Annotated in this window: 18 protein-coding genes; 11 read left to right on the forward strand and 7 right to left on the reverse strand. The window is 68.3% G+C overall.

Annotation, left to right across the window (positions count from 1 at the left end; genetic code table 11):
- Positions 1-672 (forward strand): alpha/beta fold hydrolase, encoded by a 672-nt coding sequence (locus tag ACIA8E_RS13035; RefSeq protein WP_399297397.1) that lies wholly within the window; start codon positions 1-3, stop codon positions 670-672.
- Between the two features lie 208 nt (positions 673-880).
- Positions 881-1,273, forward strand: coding sequence for a hypothetical protein (locus tag ACIA8E_RS13040; RefSeq protein WP_399297399.1), 393 nt, complete (start codon positions 881-883; stop codon positions 1,271-1,273).
- Between the two features lie 300 nt (positions 1,274-1,573).
- Here the strand turns inward: ACIA8E_RS13040 and ACIA8E_RS13045 are convergent, their stop codons facing one another.
- Together ACIA8E_RS13045 and ACIA8E_RS13050 are read right to left on the reverse strand one after the other, a co-directional pair.
- Positions 1,574-1,894, reverse strand: coding sequence for an antibiotic biosynthesis monooxygenase family protein (locus ACIA8E_RS13045; RefSeq protein WP_399297401.1), 321 nt, complete (start codon positions 1,892-1,894; stop codon positions 1,574-1,576).
- 919 nt (positions 1,895-2,813) lie between these two features.
- Positions 2,814-3,722, reverse strand: coding sequence for an SMP-30/gluconolactonase/LRE family protein (locus tag ACIA8E_RS13050; protein WP_399297403.1), 909 nt, complete (start codon positions 3,720-3,722; stop codon positions 2,814-2,816).
- A gap of 76 nt (positions 3,723-3,798) precedes the next feature.
- On the opposite strand from ACIA8E_RS13050, the gene ACIA8E_RS13055 reads away from it, so the two are divergent.
- Entirely contained in the window at positions 3,799-4,245 is a 447-nt protein-coding gene (locus ACIA8E_RS13055) for an Lrp/AsnC family transcriptional regulator (protein WP_399297405.1), read from the forward strand.
- A gap of 59 nt (positions 4,246-4,304) precedes the next feature.
- Here ACIA8E_RS13055 and ACIA8E_RS13060 read toward each other — a convergent pair whose 3' ends face one another.
- Both ACIA8E_RS13060 and ACIA8E_RS13065 read right to left on the reverse strand, forming a co-directional pair.
- Positions 4,305-4,625, reverse strand: a complete 321-nt coding sequence (locus ACIA8E_RS13060; RefSeq protein WP_399297407.1) for a DUF6191 domain-containing protein — start codon at positions 4,623-4,625, stop codon at positions 4,305-4,307.
- A gap of 245 nt (positions 4,626-4,870) precedes the next feature.
- Entirely contained in the window at positions 4,871-5,857 is a 987-nt protein-coding gene (locus ACIA8E_RS13065) for a class I SAM-dependent methyltransferase (protein WP_399297409.1), read from the reverse strand.
- A 548-nt stretch (positions 5,858-6,405) separates the two neighbouring features.
- On the opposite strand from ACIA8E_RS13065, the gene ACIA8E_RS13070 reads away from it, so the two are divergent.
- The 4 genes from ACIA8E_RS13070 (at position 6,406) to ACIA8E_RS13085 (ending at position 10,581) form a co-directional block, all read left to right on the forward strand.
- On the forward strand, positions 6,406-7,185 hold the full coding sequence (locus ACIA8E_RS13070; protein WP_399297411.1) for an SDR family NAD(P)-dependent oxidoreductase: 780 nt from the start codon (positions 6,406-6,408) through the stop codon (positions 7,183-7,185).
- A 360-nt stretch (positions 7,186-7,545) separates the two neighbouring features.
- Positions 7,546-8,376, forward strand: coding sequence for an ammonia-dependent NAD(+) synthetase (gene nadE / locus ACIA8E_RS13075; protein ID WP_399297413.1), 831 nt, complete (start codon positions 7,546-7,548; stop codon positions 8,374-8,376).
- Between the two features lie 425 nt (positions 8,377-8,801).
- On the forward strand, positions 8,802-9,821 hold the full coding sequence (locus tag ACIA8E_RS13080) for a DUF4331 family protein (RefSeq protein ID WP_399297415.1): 1,020 nt from the start codon (positions 8,802-8,804) through the stop codon (positions 9,819-9,821).
- A gap of 343 nt (positions 9,822-10,164) precedes the next feature.
- Positions 10,165-10,581: a hypothetical protein gene (locus ACIA8E_RS13085; RefSeq protein ID WP_399297417.1), complete on the forward strand. Its 417-nt coding sequence runs from the start codon at positions 10,165-10,167 to the stop codon at positions 10,579-10,581.
- Positions 10,582-10,887: 306 nt separating this feature from the next.
- Here ACIA8E_RS13085 and ACIA8E_RS13090 read toward each other — a convergent pair whose 3' ends face one another.
- Positions 10,888-12,390, reverse strand: coding sequence for an FG-GAP repeat protein (locus ACIA8E_RS13090; RefSeq protein ID WP_399297419.1), 1,503 nt, complete (start codon positions 12,388-12,390; stop codon positions 10,888-10,890).
- Positions 12,391-12,923: 533 nt separating this feature from the next.
- Between ACIA8E_RS13090 and ACIA8E_RS13095 the strand changes: the two genes are divergently transcribed.
- Together ACIA8E_RS13095 and ACIA8E_RS13100 are read left to right on the forward strand one after the other, a co-directional pair.
- Positions 12,924-13,169: a hypothetical protein gene (locus tag ACIA8E_RS13095; RefSeq protein WP_399297421.1), complete on the forward strand. Its 246-nt coding sequence runs from the start codon at positions 12,924-12,926 to the stop codon at positions 13,167-13,169.
- A gap of 290 nt (positions 13,170-13,459) precedes the next feature.
- Entirely contained in the window at positions 13,460-14,926 is a 1,467-nt protein-coding gene (locus ACIA8E_RS13100; protein WP_399297423.1) for an FG-GAP-like repeat-containing protein, read from the forward strand.
- Positions 14,927-15,047: 121 nt separating this feature from the next.
- Here ACIA8E_RS13100 and ACIA8E_RS13105 read toward each other — a convergent pair whose 3' ends face one another.
- Entirely contained in the window at positions 15,048-15,227 is a 180-nt protein-coding gene (locus tag ACIA8E_RS13105) for a hypothetical protein (RefSeq protein ID WP_399297425.1), read from the reverse strand.
- A 622-nt stretch (positions 15,228-15,849) separates the two neighbouring features.
- Between ACIA8E_RS13105 and ACIA8E_RS13110 the strand changes: the two genes are divergently transcribed.
- Both ACIA8E_RS13110 and ACIA8E_RS13115 read left to right on the forward strand, forming a co-directional pair.
- Positions 15,850-17,436 (forward strand): ABC transporter substrate-binding protein, encoded by a 1,587-nt coding sequence (locus tag ACIA8E_RS13110; RefSeq protein ID WP_399297427.1) that lies wholly within the window; start codon positions 15,850-15,852, stop codon positions 17,434-17,436.
- Between the two features lie 48 nt (positions 17,437-17,484).
- Positions 17,485-17,856: a VOC family protein gene (locus ACIA8E_RS13115; protein ID WP_399297429.1), complete on the forward strand. Its 372-nt coding sequence runs from the start codon at positions 17,485-17,487 to the stop codon at positions 17,854-17,856.
- A gap of 203 nt (positions 17,857-18,059) precedes the next feature.
- On the opposite strand, the gene ACIA8E_RS13120 is transcribed toward ACIA8E_RS13115, so the two are convergent.
- Complete coding sequence (locus tag ACIA8E_RS13120; protein WP_399297431.1) at positions 18,060-18,800, reverse strand: DUF4230 domain-containing protein; 741 nt, start codon at positions 18,798-18,800, stop codon at positions 18,060-18,062.
- Positions 18,801-18,841 lie beyond the last annotated feature (41 nt).

Raw genomic sequence — 18,841 nt, forward strand, 5'->3', positions numbered from 1 at the left:
ATGGACATCCTGCTCATCGCCGGCCTGTGGCTCGACGGATCCGCATGGGACGATGTCGTGCCCACGCTCGAGGCACTCGGCCACCGCCCCGTGCCGCTCACCCTCCCCGGTCAGGGTGACGGATCTGCGTCCGCCACGCTCGACGACCAGGTGACGGCAGTGCTCGCTGCCGTAGACGCAGCGTCCGAAAAGCCCATGGTGGTGGGGCATTCCGCCGCCTGCACCCTGGCTTGGCTGGCCGCCGACGCGCGACCGGAGAAGGTGGCCAAAGTCGTCCTCATCGGCGGCTTCCCGGCCGCCGACGGGGATTCCTACGCCGACCTCTTCGAGCCGAAGGACGGTGTCATGCCCTTCCCCGGGTGGGGCCCGTTCGAGGGGCCGGACTCCGCCGACCTCGATGAGGAGGCCAGGCGCAGCATCGCGTCTGCTGCGATTCCCGTCCCCACAGGAGTGACCAAGGGCCTGGTGCACCTGGCGGACGAGCGACGGTTCGACGTCCCGGTCGTACTCGTGTGCCCCGAGTTCACCCCCGCCCAGGCTCAGGACTGGATCGGCGCCGGTGACGTACCCGAGCTCGCCAAGGCCAAGCACCTTGACTTCGTGGACATCGACTCAGGCCACTGGCCGATGGTCAGCAAGCCGGCCGAGCTCGCCCGGCTCCTGGTGTCCTGAGTCGGGTGCTCTTTTCAGGTGCAGTGGCTTGTCCCATGGACGGACGGGGCGGCCGAAGGTCGAGTTGACGCTGTCGGATGAGGAACAGGCCGCACTTGAGGAGTGGGTGCGGCGTCGTTCCACGCCGCAGGCGTCGGCTCTGAGACGCCGCACCATCCTGGGCGGTTGAGTAGCCGTACTCAGGCCCGGAGCGATCCGCTCGCGGAGCATGGTGAACATGCTCATGTGGACCGTGGACCTTGGCTCGGCAGCCTTGCTCACAGCGCTGGAGGTGGCTGCCCTCATCGCGTTCTGGTTCGCCGAAGGCCTCAAGCAATGGGCGGCAGGGGGAGCACGTCCTCCTGGCGCGACGGCCCGGCTCTTCCTGGTGCTGACCGTCGGGCCGATCGGCCTTTTGGCGGTCAGCTACGGCTTCTACGGGGCTGGCCTGCCAGTGGCGTGCGGATCCCAGGCACTGCTGGCCGCCGCCCTCATCCTGCTGTCGGCCCTGGGGGGAGGAACGGAGTGCGCCCGGTGGATTGCCCAGCACGTCTCGAGGAGTTGTCCGGTCCGTGAGCGCGTTCGCCGACGAGGGCGAACGACTTGGAGGAGTGGCAAGTGACGGCCACGCTCGGCCGGCGATGAAGGCCGCAGTGACTCCCGAACGTATCGACATCGCCAAATGCCGCCCGATCGGCACGGGCGAGGCGCACGGCGTCACCGCTCGCCACCGAATGTGTCGTCACTATGACTACCAGCGCCGCTAGGAACCTCTGCGGGCGCTGCCACGAGAGGGGATGCTGACCGGACGGACGAACACACTTGGTCGACGTCCCACGGCCACCTCCCGGATCAGGTTCTGGAGACAGCCTGCTGACCTTCAGTCGGGACGTCGATCACCCACCCACCGATGCGCGACGAGCTACCAGTTTCCTTTTGGTGCGGCCTGCTGCACAACCTCGAAGGACCACAGCGTCGACCCACTCGCAGCAGGTTTCGGTCGTTCGCCACCCCCCTGATGAGCCTCCTTCATCGGGCCTTCCCTCCACGCCTTGAAGGACTCTTCGTCGCGCCACCGCGTGTACACCAGGTAGTTGTCAGTGCCTTCGACAGGGCGGAGGAGTTCGAACCATTCGAAGCCGTCCGAGTTCTCGACCGCGTGGGCTCGGGAGGCAAAGCGCTTCTCCAGGGTCTCGCGCTGTTCGGCGGGGACAGCGAGTACGTTGATCTTGACGACGCTCATGACGCCATCCTGCCCCACGCCCGGCCCGCGTCGAAGAACGTCGGTCGGTCGGAATGGTGAGGTGTTGACCTCGTGCCACCCTCGACAGGGCCGGACCGGCCACTCCACACCTGGCTGTATGCCGGGAGTGCGGGAGCCACCCTTGATCTGGTCCAAGTGCTTCCAGACCGATAGCTTCACGGGGACCGGGACCGGCACCCGCACCCGCATGCGTGCCTCCACCCCGTCCATGCCGCGACTCCGCCCGCAGCACCTGGCTCCGGGGGTGGGGGAGGAGGGCTGCCCGGCGATCTTGTAGGCCGGTGACTCTCACTCAGGCCGCGGCTCCCGGCGGAACCGTCGGACGGCGACGACCGCCCCGGCCGCTCCCCAGACGAGCAGCACGCCGAGGCTCTTCCAGGCGAACCCGGTCTGCGCGCCGAACGCCTCGAGCAGAGCTTCGTCTACGGATGCTGGACAAGTTGGGGTGCATGAACCGGACTCAGGCCGGGCTGATCGCTCACGACGCGGGCGTGGTCAGTCGGCAGGACGGGTGAGCGGGGAGCGTGTGAGGAGCCCGCCCGAGTAGGCGCACCCGCTCTGCTCCCACTCGCCTCGCGCCGCCACCGCCCCTGGTCTCAGCCCCGGTTGAGGTCCCGGTCACGTCCCCCATCCAACCGGTCGCCCGCGCCGCAGGCAGGCTGATGCCTGGCGTCCCGTCAGCCCACCGCGCCGCGGGTGACCCTCTGAACAGCTCTTTCACTGTGGGCAGTTGCAGTGTCGCCTGCGTCGCCGACGGCTCGATCAGCTAGCCGACCGTTACCAGCAGACCGACCGCGTACCAGCCCTTGCTGCCGCGCCGCAGGGCCAGTTGGTGATTCCGCCATCCGGGTTCGACCGCGAGCCCCATGGAACAGCGCAACGTCCCGGGACGGCACACCTAGAGGCGCGGCGCCCCGGTCACCGACATCACCAGCGAGTACAGGGAGGTGGTGGCCGTGATGAACAGGCGGTTGTTCTTCGGGCCGCCGAAGGCGATGTTGGAGACGGGCTCGGGCACGCGCAGCCGGCCGATGAGGGTGCCGTCGGGGTGGTAGCAGTGGACGCTGTCGTCCAGGGCGGCGGCCCACAGGCGGCCCTCGTCGTCGAAGCGGATGTTGTCGAAGTGGACGTCGCCCTGGCCCTCGGCGAAGACCTTCCCGTCGGCGAGCGTGTCGTCCTCGCGGATGTCGAACATGTGGATCCGGGCGGTCCGCGAGTCGGATACGTACAGTCGCTTCTCGTCGGGGGACAGGATGACGCCGTTGGGGCCCGCAAACCCGTCGGCAGCGAGGTGTACGTCGCCCGTCGCGGGGTCGATCCGGTACACGTTGCACGCGCCGATCTCGGACTCGGCGCGATGGCCCTCGTAGTCGCTGGTGATGCCGAAGTCCGGGTCGGAGAACCAGATCGTGCCGTCGGAGCGTACGACGGAGTCGTTGGGGCTGTTGAGCCGCTTGCCGGCGTACCGGTCGGCGAGGACGGTCACGGTCCCGTCGGGCTCGGTACGGGTGACGCGGCGGTTGCCCTGCTCGCAGGTGACCAGGCGGCCCTGCCGGTCGAGGGTGTTGCCGTTGCTGTGGCCGGCCGGGGTTCGGAAGACGCCGACCGTGCCGGTGGCCTCGTCCCAGCGCAGGATGCGGTCGTTCGGGATGTCGCTCCAGATCAACTGGCGCCAGGCAGGGAGGTACAGCGGGCCTTCGGCCCAGCGGCAGCCGTCGTGCAGGACCTCCAGCCCGCTGTCGCCGTTCGCGCAGCGTTCGGTACGGAAGCGATCGTCCAGGATCTCGTACAGGCCGTCGGCGGGCATGGCGTCCCCTCAGAAGGATTGACCAGAATACGATTCAACGTAACATGTACATGACTGAACCAGGTATGGTTTTTGCATGAAACCAGTGGATGACATCGACCGTCAGCTGATTGCGCTGCTCCAGCGGGACGCCACCCAGTCGTATGCCGCACTGGGCAAGGCGGTCGGCCTGTCGGCGGGTGCCGCGCACGAGCGCGTGCGCAAGCTGCGGGAACAGGGGGTCATCCGGGCCACGACGGTCGACGTCGACCCCGCGGCGCTCGACCGCGCAGTCCTCGCTTTTGTGCTGGTCGACTCGACGGCGTGGATGGGCGACCGTGCCGAGGACTTCGCCGCCGTCCCGGAGATTCAGGAGGCGCACGTCATCGCAGGCAGCGCGGCCGTCCTGGTGAAGGTGCGAACCGCGACCACCGAGCGGCTGCAGGACGTGTTGCGCCGCCTGTACGCGATCGACGGGGTCAGTGGGACGCAGGCAACGGTGGTTCTGGAGACCTTCTTCGAACGGCCGTTGGACGCCGATTAGTACCCCAGCGGCGTTCCTCGACTGTGCTGGTCGCAGGCCATCGAACCGTGAGCGGCCCGCTATTTGTCGGCCCGGGGCATCCGGACGACTGCGGTCCCTCTCGCCAGGTCAACCGTTGTCCGGTTCGGCGGTGCCCCGTCCTCTTCGTCATCCCGCATCAGCAGCGCCGACTGCCGCTCCTTGAGTTCGTTCTGCTTCCCCGGCGAGAGACTCGCGTGCAGTTGCTCGAACCCGGTTGCCGAAATCTGGCCCTGACGCGCCGCGTTCCGCCACGGCAGAACGCCGGCCCGTCCGGCGCGCAACAACAACTGATCGACGAAAGCCAGCACGGTCAACAGGATGACCAGTCCGGGCAGGGTCATGAGGGCGACGAATTCCATGCCGTCAGTATCTGAGGCGGAGCGTGACTCGTGCACTACCGTCGAAGTTGGGGGACTTGATACAGATTCCTGGTGCTCAACCGGACCGGGTCGTGCCGAACCCGTGATCAAGCCGCGGCCGCGCTCGCCGGCGGGGCCGGGACCTGTTGTTCCGCAAATGAGCGGTGCGCGGTGGCTCCGGATGGGCCGAACACCGGCGGGACCACCCCTGGGGGCACTTCGGCGCCCCCGGCACCACCCGGCGGCTACGCCCTGCGCGTCACCTTCTTGATCAGCCTGGCAAGACGGGAGGATCCGCCCTTGGGCTTGGCCTCGTTCAGCGCCTTCTCCAGCTGGGCAAAGTGGTCCTTGCGGGTCCGGCTCAGGTATTCGTTCGAGGTCAGCGGCTTGGCTATCTCCCAGGCGCGGCGGTGGTCACCCTCGTAGTGGGCGACGTAGGCCTTGGCGAGTTCGATCACGGCCTTGAACGGGATTCCGTCGGTGTAGTCCCGGTCGACAACGTCCTGGACGGCCGACATCAGCTTCAGCTTCTCGTCGACGTCGAAGGCGTCCTCGGCTATGGCCCGCAGCACGTCCTGTGGAATCGGCTTGACCACCTCGAAGGCGAGTGTGGAGCGGATGGGCGGCCCGGCGATCTCGATGTACGGCAGCAGCAGACCGGTGCTGTAGTGCAGCCACGGCAGCCGGGGGCTGGCGAAGTCCTGGTGCAGCAGCACGGAGCCTGGCTCCAGGCGGGGCAGGAAGCGCTCGGCCACACAGCGGAAGACCCGCGCCGTCTTGGCGATGTCGACGTGCAGGAACTCGATGGGGCTGTGGTCCTCGGGGTCGGAGGTCTGCCAGATGTCGCCGGGGTGCAGCTCGATGAAGTCGATGAATGGCTTCAGCTTGTCCTTGAAGTCGTCGAGGAAGGAGTTCGTGTCCTCGGGCGCGACCCCGGCCGAGAAGAATTTCTCGGAGGCGAAGGTGCCCTTCCCGACCCGGAAGAAGTCGTACGCGTGCAGCTTGTTGGTCTTCTTGTCGAAGTCCGGGTTCTCCTTCAGGCCGAGTGCGAACGCATACGTCGATCCGCCGCCGCCCGACCCGAGCTCGATCACCTTGCCCTCTCCAGTCAGCCGATGGCGCCCCAACAGGTAGAGAAAGCGCAATTCCCATGCGCTCACCTGGGAGTAAGGGATCGCGTCCGGAAGTTCGACATCGTCGAGCTGGAGGTAGAGCTTGCTGAGCGGTGCCACGGGTGCCTCGCGGTTTCAGTCAGATGGACGGGTCGCGATATTAACGTCGTGCGCCGGAGATCCGTCCGTGAAAACCGGCGATGGATTCGAGGTTTTCCCCGGCCGCCACACTCCGGATGAACGGTGTTTGGCCGACGTTTCTTTTCCGGATCCGAGCGCCGATGATCTCGACTACGAGTGACCGCGTGGCGTAGGCCGTACGCGCGCACCACGGCAGGCCATGCAAAAGCAGCCCACCGCCCCTGACCGGGGCATTACCTGTCGTGTCCCGGTTCCCCGAACACGACCACGGTCGGCCCTGGTGAACCGGGAGTTGTACCTGCCCAGATCCTGGACGGAGGATCCCGGCCGCTGCAAAGCCGACCGGGTGCGTGGGGTACGGGCCTTCGTGACCACGACGAACTGACCACCGCGCCCACCACTGCGCCGTCGCCGAGCTGCCGCCCGACATCGTCTTCGACCCGCATCCGCCGACCCATGATCAGTGGAGGCCGGTCCGCCGCAGCCTGGGCGGTGCTGTCGTCGTGGACAGCCCATAGGGTGCGGGCATGATCTCGCAAACCTATCTCTCCGAGCTGTTCTCGCTGGACGGCCGGGTCGCCGTGGTGACGGGTGGCAGTTCCGGCATCGGCCGAGCCATCGCCGGGGCTCTCGCGCGAGCGGGGGCGAGCGTGGTGATCGTGGCGCGCAAGGAATCGGAACTGGCTGCCACGGTCGACGAGCTGGCGGCGGACGGCTGCCGGGCGGCCTGGGTGAGCGCCGACCTGAGCACCCGCGACGGGGTGCGCGCGGCGGCGGAGCAGGCAGCGGAGGTGTTCGGCGAGCCCGACATTCTCGTCAACAGCGCCGGGAACAACCTTCGGCCGCCGATGGACGAGCTGGGCGAGGAGGTGTGGGACGCCACGATGGCGGTGAACCTGGAGGCGCCCTACTTGTTGGGCCGACGGTTCGGGCCCGGCATGGCGGAGCGGGGTTTCGGGCGGATCATCCACATCACCTCCCAGCAGGCGCACCGGGCGTTCGTCCAGAGCGGCGCCTACGGGGTTTCCAAGGGGGCCCTGGAGTCGCTGGCCCGCTCCCAGGCCGAGGCGTGGTCGCCACACGGCGTCGCCTGCAACACGTTGGTGCCCGGCTTCGTCATGACCCCGCTCAATACGCGGTTGTCGTCCGACCCGGAGAAGGTGGCGGCGCTGGCCGCCCGCACGATGGTCGGGCGCAACGGCCTGGCCGAGGACTTCGCCGGAGCGGCGGTGTTCCTGGCCGGCCGATCCTCCGGCTACGTCACCGGGCAGGCGATCTTCGTCGACGGCGGGTTCTCCGTTCACTGAGCCCCACACCGCAGGAACACCGAACCGACCACCGGCTCGGGTCGAGACCGAATCGGGCGCCCGGGTCAGGCGGCCGTCCAAGCGTTGTCCCGCCCCGCTGGGGTGGCTGCTTGCTCAACCCGAGCCGGATGGCGTCAGCAGGTGCCGGTAGCACTTCCGGCCATGTCGGGCCCCTCGGCGACCAGCGCCGACTCGGTGGTGAACCGTTCTTCACCTCGTGGGTGTGCAGGGTGACGGTGTCGTTGGTGAACGTGCCGAGACCTCCCCGGCGAGCTCCTCCAACCGGCCCCGACACGTGACAAAGCCCTACTCGGTAAAGTGGGCGCGACAGCGCACCGTGAACCGGAACAAGGAGCAGACGTGAGCGAGCCGGCGTCCATCGCCCTGCAGCAGGGGATCGCCCAGGAACTCCAGGTCGCCGAGAACTTCGAGGCCGAGCGGGAGATCGAACGCCGGGTGGCCTTCCTCGCCGAGCGTCTGACCTCCACCGGTCTGCGCTCCCTCGTGCTCGGCATCAGCGGCGGCGTCGACTCCACCACCACCGGCCGGCTGTGCCAGCTCGCCGTCGAGCGGGCCCGGGCCGCCGGGCACGAGGCGCGGTTCTACGCGATGCGGCTGCCCTACGGGGTCCAGGCCGACGAGCACGACGCCCAGCTTGCGCTCTCCTTCATCCAGGCCGACCACGTGCTGACCGTGGACATCAGGCCTGCGAGTGACGCCGCGCTCGAGGCCTCGCTGGCAGCCGGTGTGAGCTACCGCGACGCCCACCACCGGGACTTCGTGCACGGCAACATCAAGGCCCGGCAGCGCATGATCGCCCAGTACGCGGTGGCCGGCGCACACGACGGCCTGGTCGTCGGCACCGACCACGCCGCCGAGGCGGTCTCCGGCTTCTTCACCAAGTTCGGCGACGGCGCCGCCGACCTGGTCCCGCTGACCGGCCTGACCAAGCGCCGGGTGCGCGCCGTCGCGGACGCGTTGGGCGCACCCACCGAGCTGGTGTGGAAGACCCCGACGGCCGACCTGGAAACCCTCGACCCGGGCAAGGCCGACGAGGACGCGCTCGGGGTCACCTACGACGACATCGACGACTTCCTGGAAGGCAAGCCGGTGGACGAGCGGGCCTTCGAAACCATCGTCCGACGCTATCGCCTCACCGACCACAAGCGTCAGCTGCCCGTCGCCCCCTAGGGCGTGGCTCTTTCATGAGTTGATCAACTGATCGGCGACGCCCCTGAAGGCCTGCTCTCGGACCGCGAGACGATCGCCTCCCGCCTGTCGGTGACCCAGCCGGGCGTTGTTTGACAGCTGTGCCTTCGCCCTCGATGGTCGGAATGCTGTGGCGGCCAAGTGCTGTCCCGTAATCCCTGGCGGGCGCACGACGACAGCTACGGCACCTCGCCGCGTTGTCGGAACACCCGAATACGACCGGTATGAGGATGCCCCTCCGCCTCGCGATGCACCGCATCTGACGCCGCGCGCCGATCCACCAGGGATTACGGGACAGCCCTTAGCGTGGATGCACCGCCCAGGTGTGGGTGTACCCCACGCGCCCCGGAACGGCCGTTCGAGCGTTCTGACGGTTTTCCGACGGGCGAGCAATGGAAGGGCCTGACATGTCCAACCACTTCACCGGCCTCAGCCTTGGGGCACCGCTCGGCGACCAGCGCCTCGATCTGTGCGACCTGTACGCCTTCGGGGCACCGGGCGATCCGAGCAGGACCGTTCTCATCCTCAACGCCAATCCCAACGCCGATGCTCTGCACCCCGACGCCGTATACCGCCTGAACATCGACGCCGATGGCGATTACCTGACCGACGTCGCCTTCAGCTGGGTCTTCAGCCCGCCGGCATCCGACGGCTCGCAGACCTACAGCGTCTTCATGGCAACCGGTGCGGAGTCCCGCAGGCCCGAGGCGGTCGGCACCAAGATCGTGTCGGACGCCGCCGTCTCCTTCGGACCCCAGGCCGCCGTGGTCAGCAGCGGCGACTACAAGGTGGCCGCCGGCAGCCGCAGTGACGCCTTTTTCTTCGACTTCGACGGAATCAAGAATCTGTTCGACACCCGTGGCAACCGGAATTTCACCGCGCCGCATCTGGGCGGAAAGTCTCCGTGGGTCGGCGTCGACTCCAACAGCACGGCCAACGTCTTCTCCATGGCCATCGAACTGCCGACCGCGGAGCTGGCCCCCAAGCCCGAGCTGCACATCTGGGGCCGGTGCAGCGTCCTACGCGACGGCGAACTCGTCCACGCGGACCGGGCCGGGCACCCGTCAATGAGCAGCTTCTTCAACACCGACGACACGAAGGAGGAGTACAACGCCAGCGAGCCGGTCAACGACCGGGCCAGGTGGACGGACCAGTTCGTCCATCTGTTGGGCCACACCGGCGGCTACTCGCGTGAGGAGGCGATCACCGCGCTCGACGAGCACGGCCTGCTGCCGGACGTGCTGCACTTCGACCCGTCCAAGCCCGCCGCGTACCCGAACGGCCGGACATTCACGGAAGACGTCATCGACATCCGCGTCGCGTTCCTCACCAAGAACGAGGCGCCGCCCACCGGTCTGACGCCGCACACCGACACCCTGGACCGGTTCCCGTACCTCGGCGACCCGCACCCGGCAACCACCTCCTGACGGATCCCGGCGGGACACCCCCGGGGCTCCGACGGCCGAGCCGGGACAGGCCGATGTTCAACGAGCAGGAGGCGGAGGCCGCGCTTCGGGGAGTGCGGTTGTCGGCTCCGACAGAACGCTTCGCACGTTTCCGCGGCGCTGAGGCGATCGGTCTGCGCGCCGTCTGAAAGAGCGTGCTGGGGCCCTGACGACAACGCATCGGCCCGGGTCCTGAACAGCAATGTGTGCAGGAAAAAGCATGCCCGGGCGATCGTTCGGCGTGTACGGCGGGGCGGGAGGACACGGCCGGGCAGAGTGGAGCAGGGCCGACCCGGCCTCGACCACCGAGGAACGGAGAGGGCCGATGCTCATGGCAACCCGCGGCATCACGGGTAAGGAGCTCGCCGACGACCTGCTGCAGGGTGTGAGCAGCGAACAGATGAGGGCGGCGACGCGCCTCCTCGGTGCCCACCACGACGGCTACTGGCTCCGGCGCTTCTTCGAGGACCAGGAACTCGCGGATGCGGCCGGCCGGCCGCTCCTCGAACATGTCGGACTGCGCCCTTCCATCGACTGGAACGCGGTGGGACTGCTCCTGCTCGCCGACAAGCCGCCGGCACGCAAGGCATCGAGCAGCGAAGTGGCCGTGCTGGAGTTCGCCGCGTCCCTCGTAGGGCACGCCCCCATCCAACTGCAGCGCGTCATCCATGCTGTCGACGACACCGAGTTCCGGCTCCTCCTGCGAGCCCTGATGGGGGCCGCGTACGGGGAGACCCACTGATCCGCGGCAACCTGCGGCTCACCCGGTAGCGGCGCATCGTCCGAGCGTCCGGGACTTGGGCGGGAGGGCGGGTCCGACGCGGCGAGGTGTACTCCGCTGTGGGCGGCGTGGCGGTGGTCGTCAGGGCGACCCGGAAGCGGCGGGCCGCATGAGTCTCCCGGAGATCGTTCTGTGGCGTCGTGCCCGATTCGTCACGGGCACCACGCCACGTTCGGCGACCAGAAGGCTGGTCTGACCCCAGGGCTATGGGGGACCGGTGAGTTCTATTGATTCCCGGTGAATCCCCAGCTCTCCTTGAGACTTCCGCTATTCGTCGATCGCCGCCCCGAAATGCGCATTGGCCACCGGCGCCCCGAGGCGTGCCCCGTCGTAGGTCCACGTGCCCTTGGCGACCAGCCCCGACGACGACGCGGGGATGACCCATAGGAAGCCGTCGTCGGTGTTCTCGCCCGGTGCCGCCGCCAGCAGGCCGAAGAGGCCGTCCTCATCGGCGTCGACCAGCCGCACCTGGCCGCCCCAGGCGTCCGAGGCCTCCGCCCCGCCGGGGATGTCGGGATGGTTCTGGTCGAAGCTGCGCGCACCGGTCGCCGTCAGCCCGCCCGGTGCGCCGCGCAGCGTCCAGACCGCACCCGCGTTGGAGACGGAGCCGATGTCCTCCCCGGGCGCGCCGATGGCCAGGTCCGGCATACCGTCGCCGTTGGTGTCGCCGGAGGACATCTCGGCGCCCCACCGGTCGCCGGCCTCGGCTGCGCCGGGAACGCCCGGGGAGTCCTGCGTCCACGTCTGGGCGGGGGTCGGGTCGAGGCCGGACAGGTCGCCCTGGCCCAGATAGACGGAGACGGCTCCGCCGACGGGCGAGCCGACGCCCGTGTCGCCGATGGCCAGGTCGTCCTGACCGTCGTGGTTGAAGTCGCTGGAGACCACCGCAGGACCACCCTCGAACGCCCCGCCGTCCGTGAGCGCCTCGACGCTGGGTGCGCCGTGCAGCACCTGGGCGGCGCCGATGCCCGGCTGGTCTCCGGTGGTCACCCCGGAAATCGCCAGGTCCGCCCAGGAGTCCTCGTTGTAGTTGCCGTGGCTGAGGCTCCGCAGGGCGAAGCCGGTCCCCAGCGGGGCCACGTCCAGAGCCCGGACTCCCTTGTCCGCGAGCTTCAGCTGCTGGGCCGCCGCCCCCGGCGGGGCAGTGAAGAACAGCAGCGTGTCGTTCTCCAGGACGGCAACGCTGTCCCGCAGGTTGGCGTCCGGATGTGCCGGGTCCGGGGCGAAGTACCGGGCAGCTTCGATCGCACGCCCGAAGTTCGCGCCGGCCCGCAGTTGGTCCGGATTCTCCAGCCAGGTGCTGTCGGCCCCGTGCAGTCCGGTCGGCGAGCCCCAGAAGACGACGGCGCCGCCCGCGTCGGACAGCCCGGCCAGGTCCTCGCCGGGGATACCGACGATCGCGTCGTCGTAGCCGTCGTTGTCCAGGTCTCCGGAGGCCACGGCCTGCCCGAAACCGTCGCCGGCCTCGGAACCACCCGGGACGCCTGAGGTGTTCTGGTGGAGGACGCTCCTCTTGGTGGTGCTGAGACCGCTCGACGAGCTGTACTGCACGGTGACGTAGCCGGCGCCCGCGGCGCCGCTCACCGTGGCGCCCGGGGCGCCGATCAGCACGTCGTCGAAGCCGTTGCCGTCGTAGTCGCAATTGTGCTGCTGCCAGCCGATGGACGGAAAGGGCACCGCGGCCTCTGCGGCGGGGGCCGCGAACACGGCGCCGCCACCGAGGGTGAGGAGTGCCGCGGCTGTAAGGGCCGCGCTTCTGCTGTGACGCACAAGAACCTCCTTCGTCTCCTAGGTTGCCTACGGCGTCCTGCTCAGCCGCGGTGGATTGTGCGTGGGCGTGGCCGGCGGAGATGCATGGCCGGTTCCCCAGCGGGACGCCGAAGCTCGGACCGGTGCAGGTGCCCGGGAGTGCCAGGCAACGCCGTCGCGCCCGCCGCAGAACGGCGTGGGTTCATGTGCGGCCTCCCCGTGGGGTAGTGCGGTGAGGGCAATGCCCGTATTGCACTCACCTAGAAGACATCCGAAGTTCATCCAGGGTTGTACGCCGCGCTGGATGGTCTTCCGATGCGGGGCGGTCTCAGTTCGTCACGGAGGCGAAAGGGCCCCTCATGCGGTTGGGCCGGCGAGCGAGGGGTTTCTCGAGCGCCGGTCCGTAAGTCCCTTTCAGTCGCCGGAGAAGCCCCAGAAACAGAAGCCGGCAGCGGCCACTGGCACGCCGCCTCGCCAGGTGCACCCAGGCGCTTTGTGGCGTGGCCATTCGCGTTGTGTACGTCGGGGCATCCAGGTTGGAGGACACTCCTCGTATGCCCCTACCCAAAACGCATCTTTGCCCGGCCTGCTCGGACGGTGCCGCGACCGACCCAGTTCTGCACGAAGACCTTGTCGTCGGAGCACCGCTGTCCATGGAGGATCTCACCGACGCGGAGCGCCTCGACCGGTTCGCCCGCAAGTATGCCCATGACGGTTGCCAGGTCAGGGAGGTCCGACGGGTTCCGTACGACAGCTTGAGCGGCTACGCCTGGTCGGTCCGCTTCACCGAGAATTCGTGACGCGAGGGGTCCGGGTCGGTCAGGGCACCGATGACGGCGCCGGCGTAGGCGTCCGCAGCCCCGGTTCGGGCTGTTGGCCTCAGGTATCGGCGGGGGCTTCGGAGGCCTGAGCGGGAGGCACAGCGACCGGGCTGCGACCTGTGGAAGCATCGCTCGGTGCCGCCCTCGCACCGACAGTCCCATTCACTTCCTGTTCACCGGGCAACCATCCACGCGCCACGCGTGTCTCACAGTCGAGCCCTCACGCCTCGCGCACCCTTGGCTCTCCGTACGCGATTGATGGAGGAATTGTGGGTATTCGCACCTTGGTTGCGGCCGCCGCCTGTGCGGTCACGGCGCTTTCGGGTGGTATGGCCGCCGCGGCGCCCGCGAGTACCATGGCGGGCCCGGCCGCTGCCACCGAGCGCGAGGACTTCAACGGCGACGGCTACCAGGACCTGGTGGTCTCCGCCCCCGCCGCCACCATCGACGGCCACTCCTGGGCGGGCTACGTCGCCATCAGTTACGGCTCCGCGCAGGGACTCGGCACGGCGCACACCACGATCATCACCCAGGACACCCCGGGCGTGCCCGGCACTTCTGGTGACGACCACGGCTTCGGCTACCGGGTGTTCGCCCGCGACCTCGACAGCGACGGCCTCACCGACCTCGCCCTGGTGACCAACGAGGCGCTCGCTACCTCGAACAACTCCGGCTCCGTCATCGTCCTCTGGGGCCGCAGCGGCGGCGTCACGGGCCAGGGCGCGGTGCGACTCCCTGCGCCCGCCGACGCCACCGTCGGCGCGAACCTCACCGCAGGCGATTTCGACGGCGACGGCAAGACGGATCTGATGATGTCTCACAGTGACGACTACGACCTGCGCAGCGTGTTGTACGGGCCGTTCACCCGCGCCGGGGCGCCCGCCCGCGAGCAGCAAGTGACCATGTTCAGTACGGACAACTCCATCACCGGCACCGCGGCGGGCGACTTCAACGGCGACGGTATCGATGACCTGTGCACCTTCTACGCCTACGAGGAGCACGCTGAAGGCGGCAAGCTGTGGCTGGGCACCGCGCACGGCCTGTCGGCGAACTCCACCCCGCTGCCCTCCGCCGCCGCCACCGCGGTCGGTGATTTCGACAAGGACGGCAAGGCCGACCTCGCCACCAGGGTGATCCCGAACGGCATCACGGAGGATCTCCCCTACGACGCCGGCAGCGTCAAGATCTACTACGGCTCGGCGTCCGGCCCGAGCACGACCCGGACGAAGACCATCACGCAGAACACCACGGGCGTGCCCGGAGTCAGTGAGAAGGGCGACCAGTTCGGCGCCCGACTCGACGCGGGCGACGTCAACGGGGACGGTTACGCCGACCTCGCCGTGGGCGTTCCCTTCGAGGCCATCGGCACGACCAGGGCCGCCGGCTCGGTGGTGCTGCTGAAGGGCGGCTCGGGCGGCCTGGGCGGCACCGGCGCGCAGGCGTTCCACCAGAACACGTCGGGCGTCCCCGGCGTCGCGGAGGCCGACGACCACTTCGGCGGGGCGGTCCGGCTGTTCGACATCAACGGCAACGGGAAGGCGGACCTCGCGGCCGGAGCCCCCGGCGAGGACCTGGGAACGGTCGTGGACGGCGGCGCGGTGTGGTCCCTGCGCGGCGGCTCCTCGGGTCTGACCGCCACGGGAGCGTCCGCCTTCAACCCGGTCGACCTGGGCGCCCCGGTGCCCGGTGCCCGCTTCGGCATGGACCTCTCGAACGACAACGGGCCGAACCTTTGACGATCACCTGAACGGAAGGCCCCAGGCTCAACGATCCGATGAGCGACCTTCTCGGGCCCACGTCTGGAAGTGTCCGTGGTGACACCCGTTGTTCGTCCGTCTCACTCGCCTGAGTTATCGGTCACGAGTCCTTGGGCTTGTGGACGAGGAAGAAGGCCTGCTGACCCTGTCGAGGGCTCTCGCTCTCGTCAGGTTCGCGAATCATCTGGGCATCGATGACCGGGCCGGACTTGGGCAGGGTCGCTTCGGTCATGGCCGACGCCTGCCGCAGCAGGGTCGGCGAGTCTCGGCTCTCCCTCATGGGACTTCACTGGGCGCATAGGTCCCAGTCGGAGAAACACAGCCATCATTCCACCGGAAGACCCCAACTGTCCGTGAAATGTGGTGATATCAGGGGCTTTGAGCCGAATCATGGTCGCCCTGCACCACGTCCTGCAACCTCCCGGACGCATCGCGTTCTCGGAGCGTTCCGGCGATCGCTACCGGCGATCACGACGGACTGACGGAGCACGTGGACAAAACCCCCTACGTACACCACCAACTGCCGGGGGCGCAAAGAGGCGCCGCCGCCCGCCATTATGATCGGAGTGAAAGCACTCGCTTCCCCGGTCCGGATGCGCGGAGCCTCCCCGCATCTGGAGGGGGCCGCGGACGGACGCCGGGAACGGCAACGACTGTCCCGGTGCACCGCTGTGATGGAGGAGATTCGGATGCCCCGGACCGGCCCGGACGTCCCCGGGGCCGGCCTGACCGTGTCTTGGGCGGCAAAGGCTACAGCTCCCGGTCCAACCGGACCTGGCTCAGGCGGTGGGGCAGCTGCACCATCCCCGAACGGACCCACCAGGTCCGCAACCGATGGTTCCTGATCAATCCCGGCCGTGTGGGACACCCCGTGCGGCCGACAGAAAACACGAGGCAGTTCTGTGAACATACGCAAGCGGTGGGCAAGCGCTCCCGTCGGGGCCGGTCTCGCGGTGGCCCTGCTGAGCAGCTGCAGCATCCAGTCCGAAGGAGGCACAGCGGGGGCCGGCAACTCGATCGTGGTGGGCATGTCGGACGACGTCCTGGCCGCGGATCCGGCCTCGGGCTACGACCCGGGGTCCTGGCTGCTGTTCAACAATGTCTTCCAGTCCCTGCTCAGTTTTCCCCGAGGCAGCTCGACCCCCCAGCCGGAAGCGGCGAAGTCCTGCACGTTCGAGGACGGCAACAGGACCTATCGGTGCACGCTCCGTGACGGTCTGACCTTCAGCAACGGCCACAGTCTCACCTCCGAGGACGTCAAGTACTCCTTCGAGCGGGCGATCCGGATCGACGACCCCGCCGGCCCCGCGCCGCTGCTCTCCACGATCGAGAAGATCACCAATCCGGACGCGCGAACGGTCGTCTTCCAGCTCAAGGTTCCTGACGCCACTTTCCCCAGCAAGATCGCCTCGGGCGCCGGCTCCATCGTGGACCACAGCGAGTACCCGGCGAACAGCCTGCGCAAGGACGGCAAGGCCGTCGGGTCGGGGCCCTACAAGCTGAAGTCCCTCGACAAGTCGAAGGCCGTCTTCACGGTCAACTCCGGCTACCAGGGCACAGCACGGGTGAAGAACTCGGGCATCACCCTCGACTTCTTCCGGGGCGACCAGACGAAGCTGGCGTCCGCGCTGGAGAAGGGGGACATCGATGTCGCCTACCGAGGTCTGACCGCCCGGGACATCTCCAAACTGGAGGATTCCGCCGCCGCGGCCGACAAGGGCATCGACGTCGTCGAAGGCACCAGCGCCGAGGTGCAGCACCTGGTCTTCAACATGAAGGATCCGGTGGTCGGACAGCTCCCCGTACGCAAGGCCATCGCGTACCTGGTGAATCGTGACGCTCTCGTCAGCGAGGTCTACCACTCCACGGCCACCCCGCTGTACTCGATCGTCCCCGCCGGCATCACGGCCCACAACACCGCGTACTTCGATGTGTACGGCGGCAGCCCGCAGCCGGCCAAGGCAGAAGAGGCACTGCGTACCGCAGGCATCACCGACAAGGTGAAGCTCACGCTGTGGTCCACACCGAGCCGTTACGGTCCCGCCACCGACGACGCGTTCCGTGCGATCGCCAAGCAGCTCAACGCGAGCGGACTGTTCGACGCGGAGGTCAAGTCGCTGCCCTTCGACCAGTACGAGAAGCGGATCGCGGCCGGCGAGCTCGGCGTCTACGTGAAGGGCTGGGTCCCGGACTACCCCGACCCGGACAACTTCACCCAGCCGTTCTTCGGCAAGGACAACGTCCTGCAGAACCGCTACGTGAACAAGGACATCACCGGCCGGATCATCCCCGAAACCGCCGCCAAGGCCGAACGGGGCTCCACCGAGAAGGACTTCGGCGAGCTCCAGGACGACGTGGCCCAGGACCTGCCGATCCTGCCGCTGTGGCAGGGCAAGCAGTACGCGGTGGCGCACGACGACATCGCGGGCCTGGAGTGGACCCTGGACGCCTCGACCGTCTTCCGCTTCTGGGAGATCAGCAAGTATTAGGTTCTGCACCAAGTTCTGTCGGGGTGATCGCCGGGCACACTGGCCGACATGCCTGTCTCGCTGCATCACATCGTCATCGACGCCCACGACCTGCCCGCCCTGGCCCGGTTCTGGGCTGAGGTGCTGGGCTGGCGGATCCTGTCCGAGCGGGAGCGGGAGGTCGTGATCGGGCCGGACGAGACCGCGCCGGTGGGCATCTGCTTCATGCCCGTGACGGACCGTAAGGTCGTCAAGAACCGTCTGCACCTCGACCTGACGTCCGCCGCGGAGGACCGGGAGTCCGAGACCGAGCGCATCCTCGCACTTGGCGCCCGCAGGGCGGACGTCGGGCAGAGCGGCAGCGAGTCGTGGACCGTGCTGGCCGATCCGGAGGGGAACGAGTTCTGCGTCGTTCGCCCGAAGGAGACCCTCATCGGCTAGGACGTGAAGCTCGTCGTCGAAGCCGGGTGGCCGTCCGCCGCCCGATGAGCTATTGCGCAGGGGGACGGCCTGGCTGCCGGTCTTCTCCGGATCGTGCTTGGGTGCCGCAGGTACCGGCGGTACCGGTCGGCGGCGGCTCGGAGTTCATTGCGTTCCGGGTGCGCCCGACCGTGCCGGGCGCACGTCGGTGCCGTGCCGCTGAACTACGGGGCTTCCTGGCCGTAGTGCACGGTGACCCGGTCGAACCCCAGTGAGCCGAGCAGGCCCTTGAGCATGTTTGTGGTGTTCTTCTCGGCGCGGCCGGTCAGGCCGCTGTCCTTGGCAGCCTCGCCGATGTGCTGGGCGGCGAGTTTGTTGACCGCCTGCTCACTGCTGGGGTTGTCCGAGAAGAAGTCGCCGATCCGGTCCAGGAAGCCGCGTTGCTTGGAGACGGCGTAGGAGCGGTCCGGGTCCAGTGCCGGCTTGCCCAGTACGGCATGCGGCAGTCGGATGTCGGCCGTGGTGCGCTCCTTGTTGATCACCACGCCGTCACTCGCCACCTTTCCGAGGTCGACGGACGCACCGACGGTGCCGGCACCGACATACAGGGTGCGGGTGCCGCGGATGGCATCCGGCAGGAACTTCGCGTCCTTCTCCAGATCCACCACGACCTGGAAGTTTCCGGAGGCCGCCTCGTACGAGCTCATGTCCTGGATCGACTTAAGCACTGCTGGTCCCGAGCGGTCCTGTGTCTTTTCGCCGAAGAAGTCACCGATGCCGGGAAGCACGCTGAGACGGGTGCCGATGAGCAGCAGAGCGAGTGCGGCCGCGAGGAGCGCGACCGCCTTCACCCACCGCCCCGGGCGGCCGGGCCGAGGCTCACGCGCTCCCGGCCCCCCCGACGATTCGAGGTGCTCGGAACTCCCGCGTCGCTTGCCGGCTCTCCTTGCGTCAGTGGACGTCATGGCATCCGTGTGACCCGGTCGCCACCTTCCAATCAGGTTGA

It is taken from the genome of Streptomyces sp. NPDC051664 (genome assembly GCF_044453545.1).
GTDB lineage: Bacteria > Actinomycetota > Actinomycetes > Streptomycetales > Streptomycetaceae > Streptomyces.

Coding starts and splice junctions, on each gene's coding strand:
- ACIA8E_RS13085 (WP_399297417.1), top strand. CDS start 10,165: ATGCTCATGGCAACCCGCGGCATCACGGGTAAGGAGCTCGCCGACGAC.
- ACIA8E_RS13095 (WP_399297421.1), top strand. CDS start 12,924: ATGCCCCTACCCAAAACGCATCTTTGCCCGGCCTGCTCGGACGGTGCC.
- ACIA8E_RS13105 (WP_399297425.1), bottom strand. CDS start 15,227: ATGAGGGAGAGCCGAGACTCGCCGACCCTGCTGCGGCAGGCGTCGGCC.
- ACIA8E_RS13040 (WP_399297399.1), top strand. CDS start 881: ATGGTGAACATGCTCATGTGGACCGTGGACCTTGGCTCGGCAGCCTTG.
- ACIA8E_RS13120 (WP_399297431.1), bottom strand. CDS start 18,800: ATGACGTCCACTGACGCAAGGAGAGCCGGCAAGCGACGCGGGAGTTCC.
- ACIA8E_RS13070 (WP_399297411.1), top strand. CDS start 6,406: ATGATCTCGCAAACCTATCTCTCCGAGCTGTTCTCGCTGGACGGCCGG.
- ACIA8E_RS13080 (WP_399297415.1), top strand. CDS start 8,802: ATGTCCAACCACTTCACCGGCCTCAGCCTTGGGGCACCGCTCGGCGAC.
- ACIA8E_RS13115 (WP_399297429.1), top strand. CDS start 17,485: ATGCCTGTCTCGCTGCATCACATCGTCATCGACGCCCACGACCTGCCC.
- ACIA8E_RS13050 (WP_399297403.1), bottom strand. CDS start 3,722: ATGCCCGCCGACGGCCTGTACGAGATCCTGGACGATCGCTTCCGTACC.
- ACIA8E_RS13045 (WP_399297401.1), bottom strand. CDS start 1,894: ATGAGCGTCGTCAAGATCAACGTACTCGCTGTCCCCGCCGAACAGCGC.
- ACIA8E_RS13060 (WP_399297407.1), bottom strand. CDS start 4,625: ATGGAATTCGTCGCCCTCATGACCCTGCCCGGACTGGTCATCCTGTTG.
- ACIA8E_RS13055 (WP_399297405.1), top strand. CDS start 3,799: ATGAAACCAGTGGATGACATCGACCGTCAGCTGATTGCGCTGCTCCAG.
- ACIA8E_RS13035 (WP_399297397.1), top strand. CDS start 1: ATGGACATCCTGCTCATCGCCGGCCTGTGGCTCGACGGATCCGCATGG.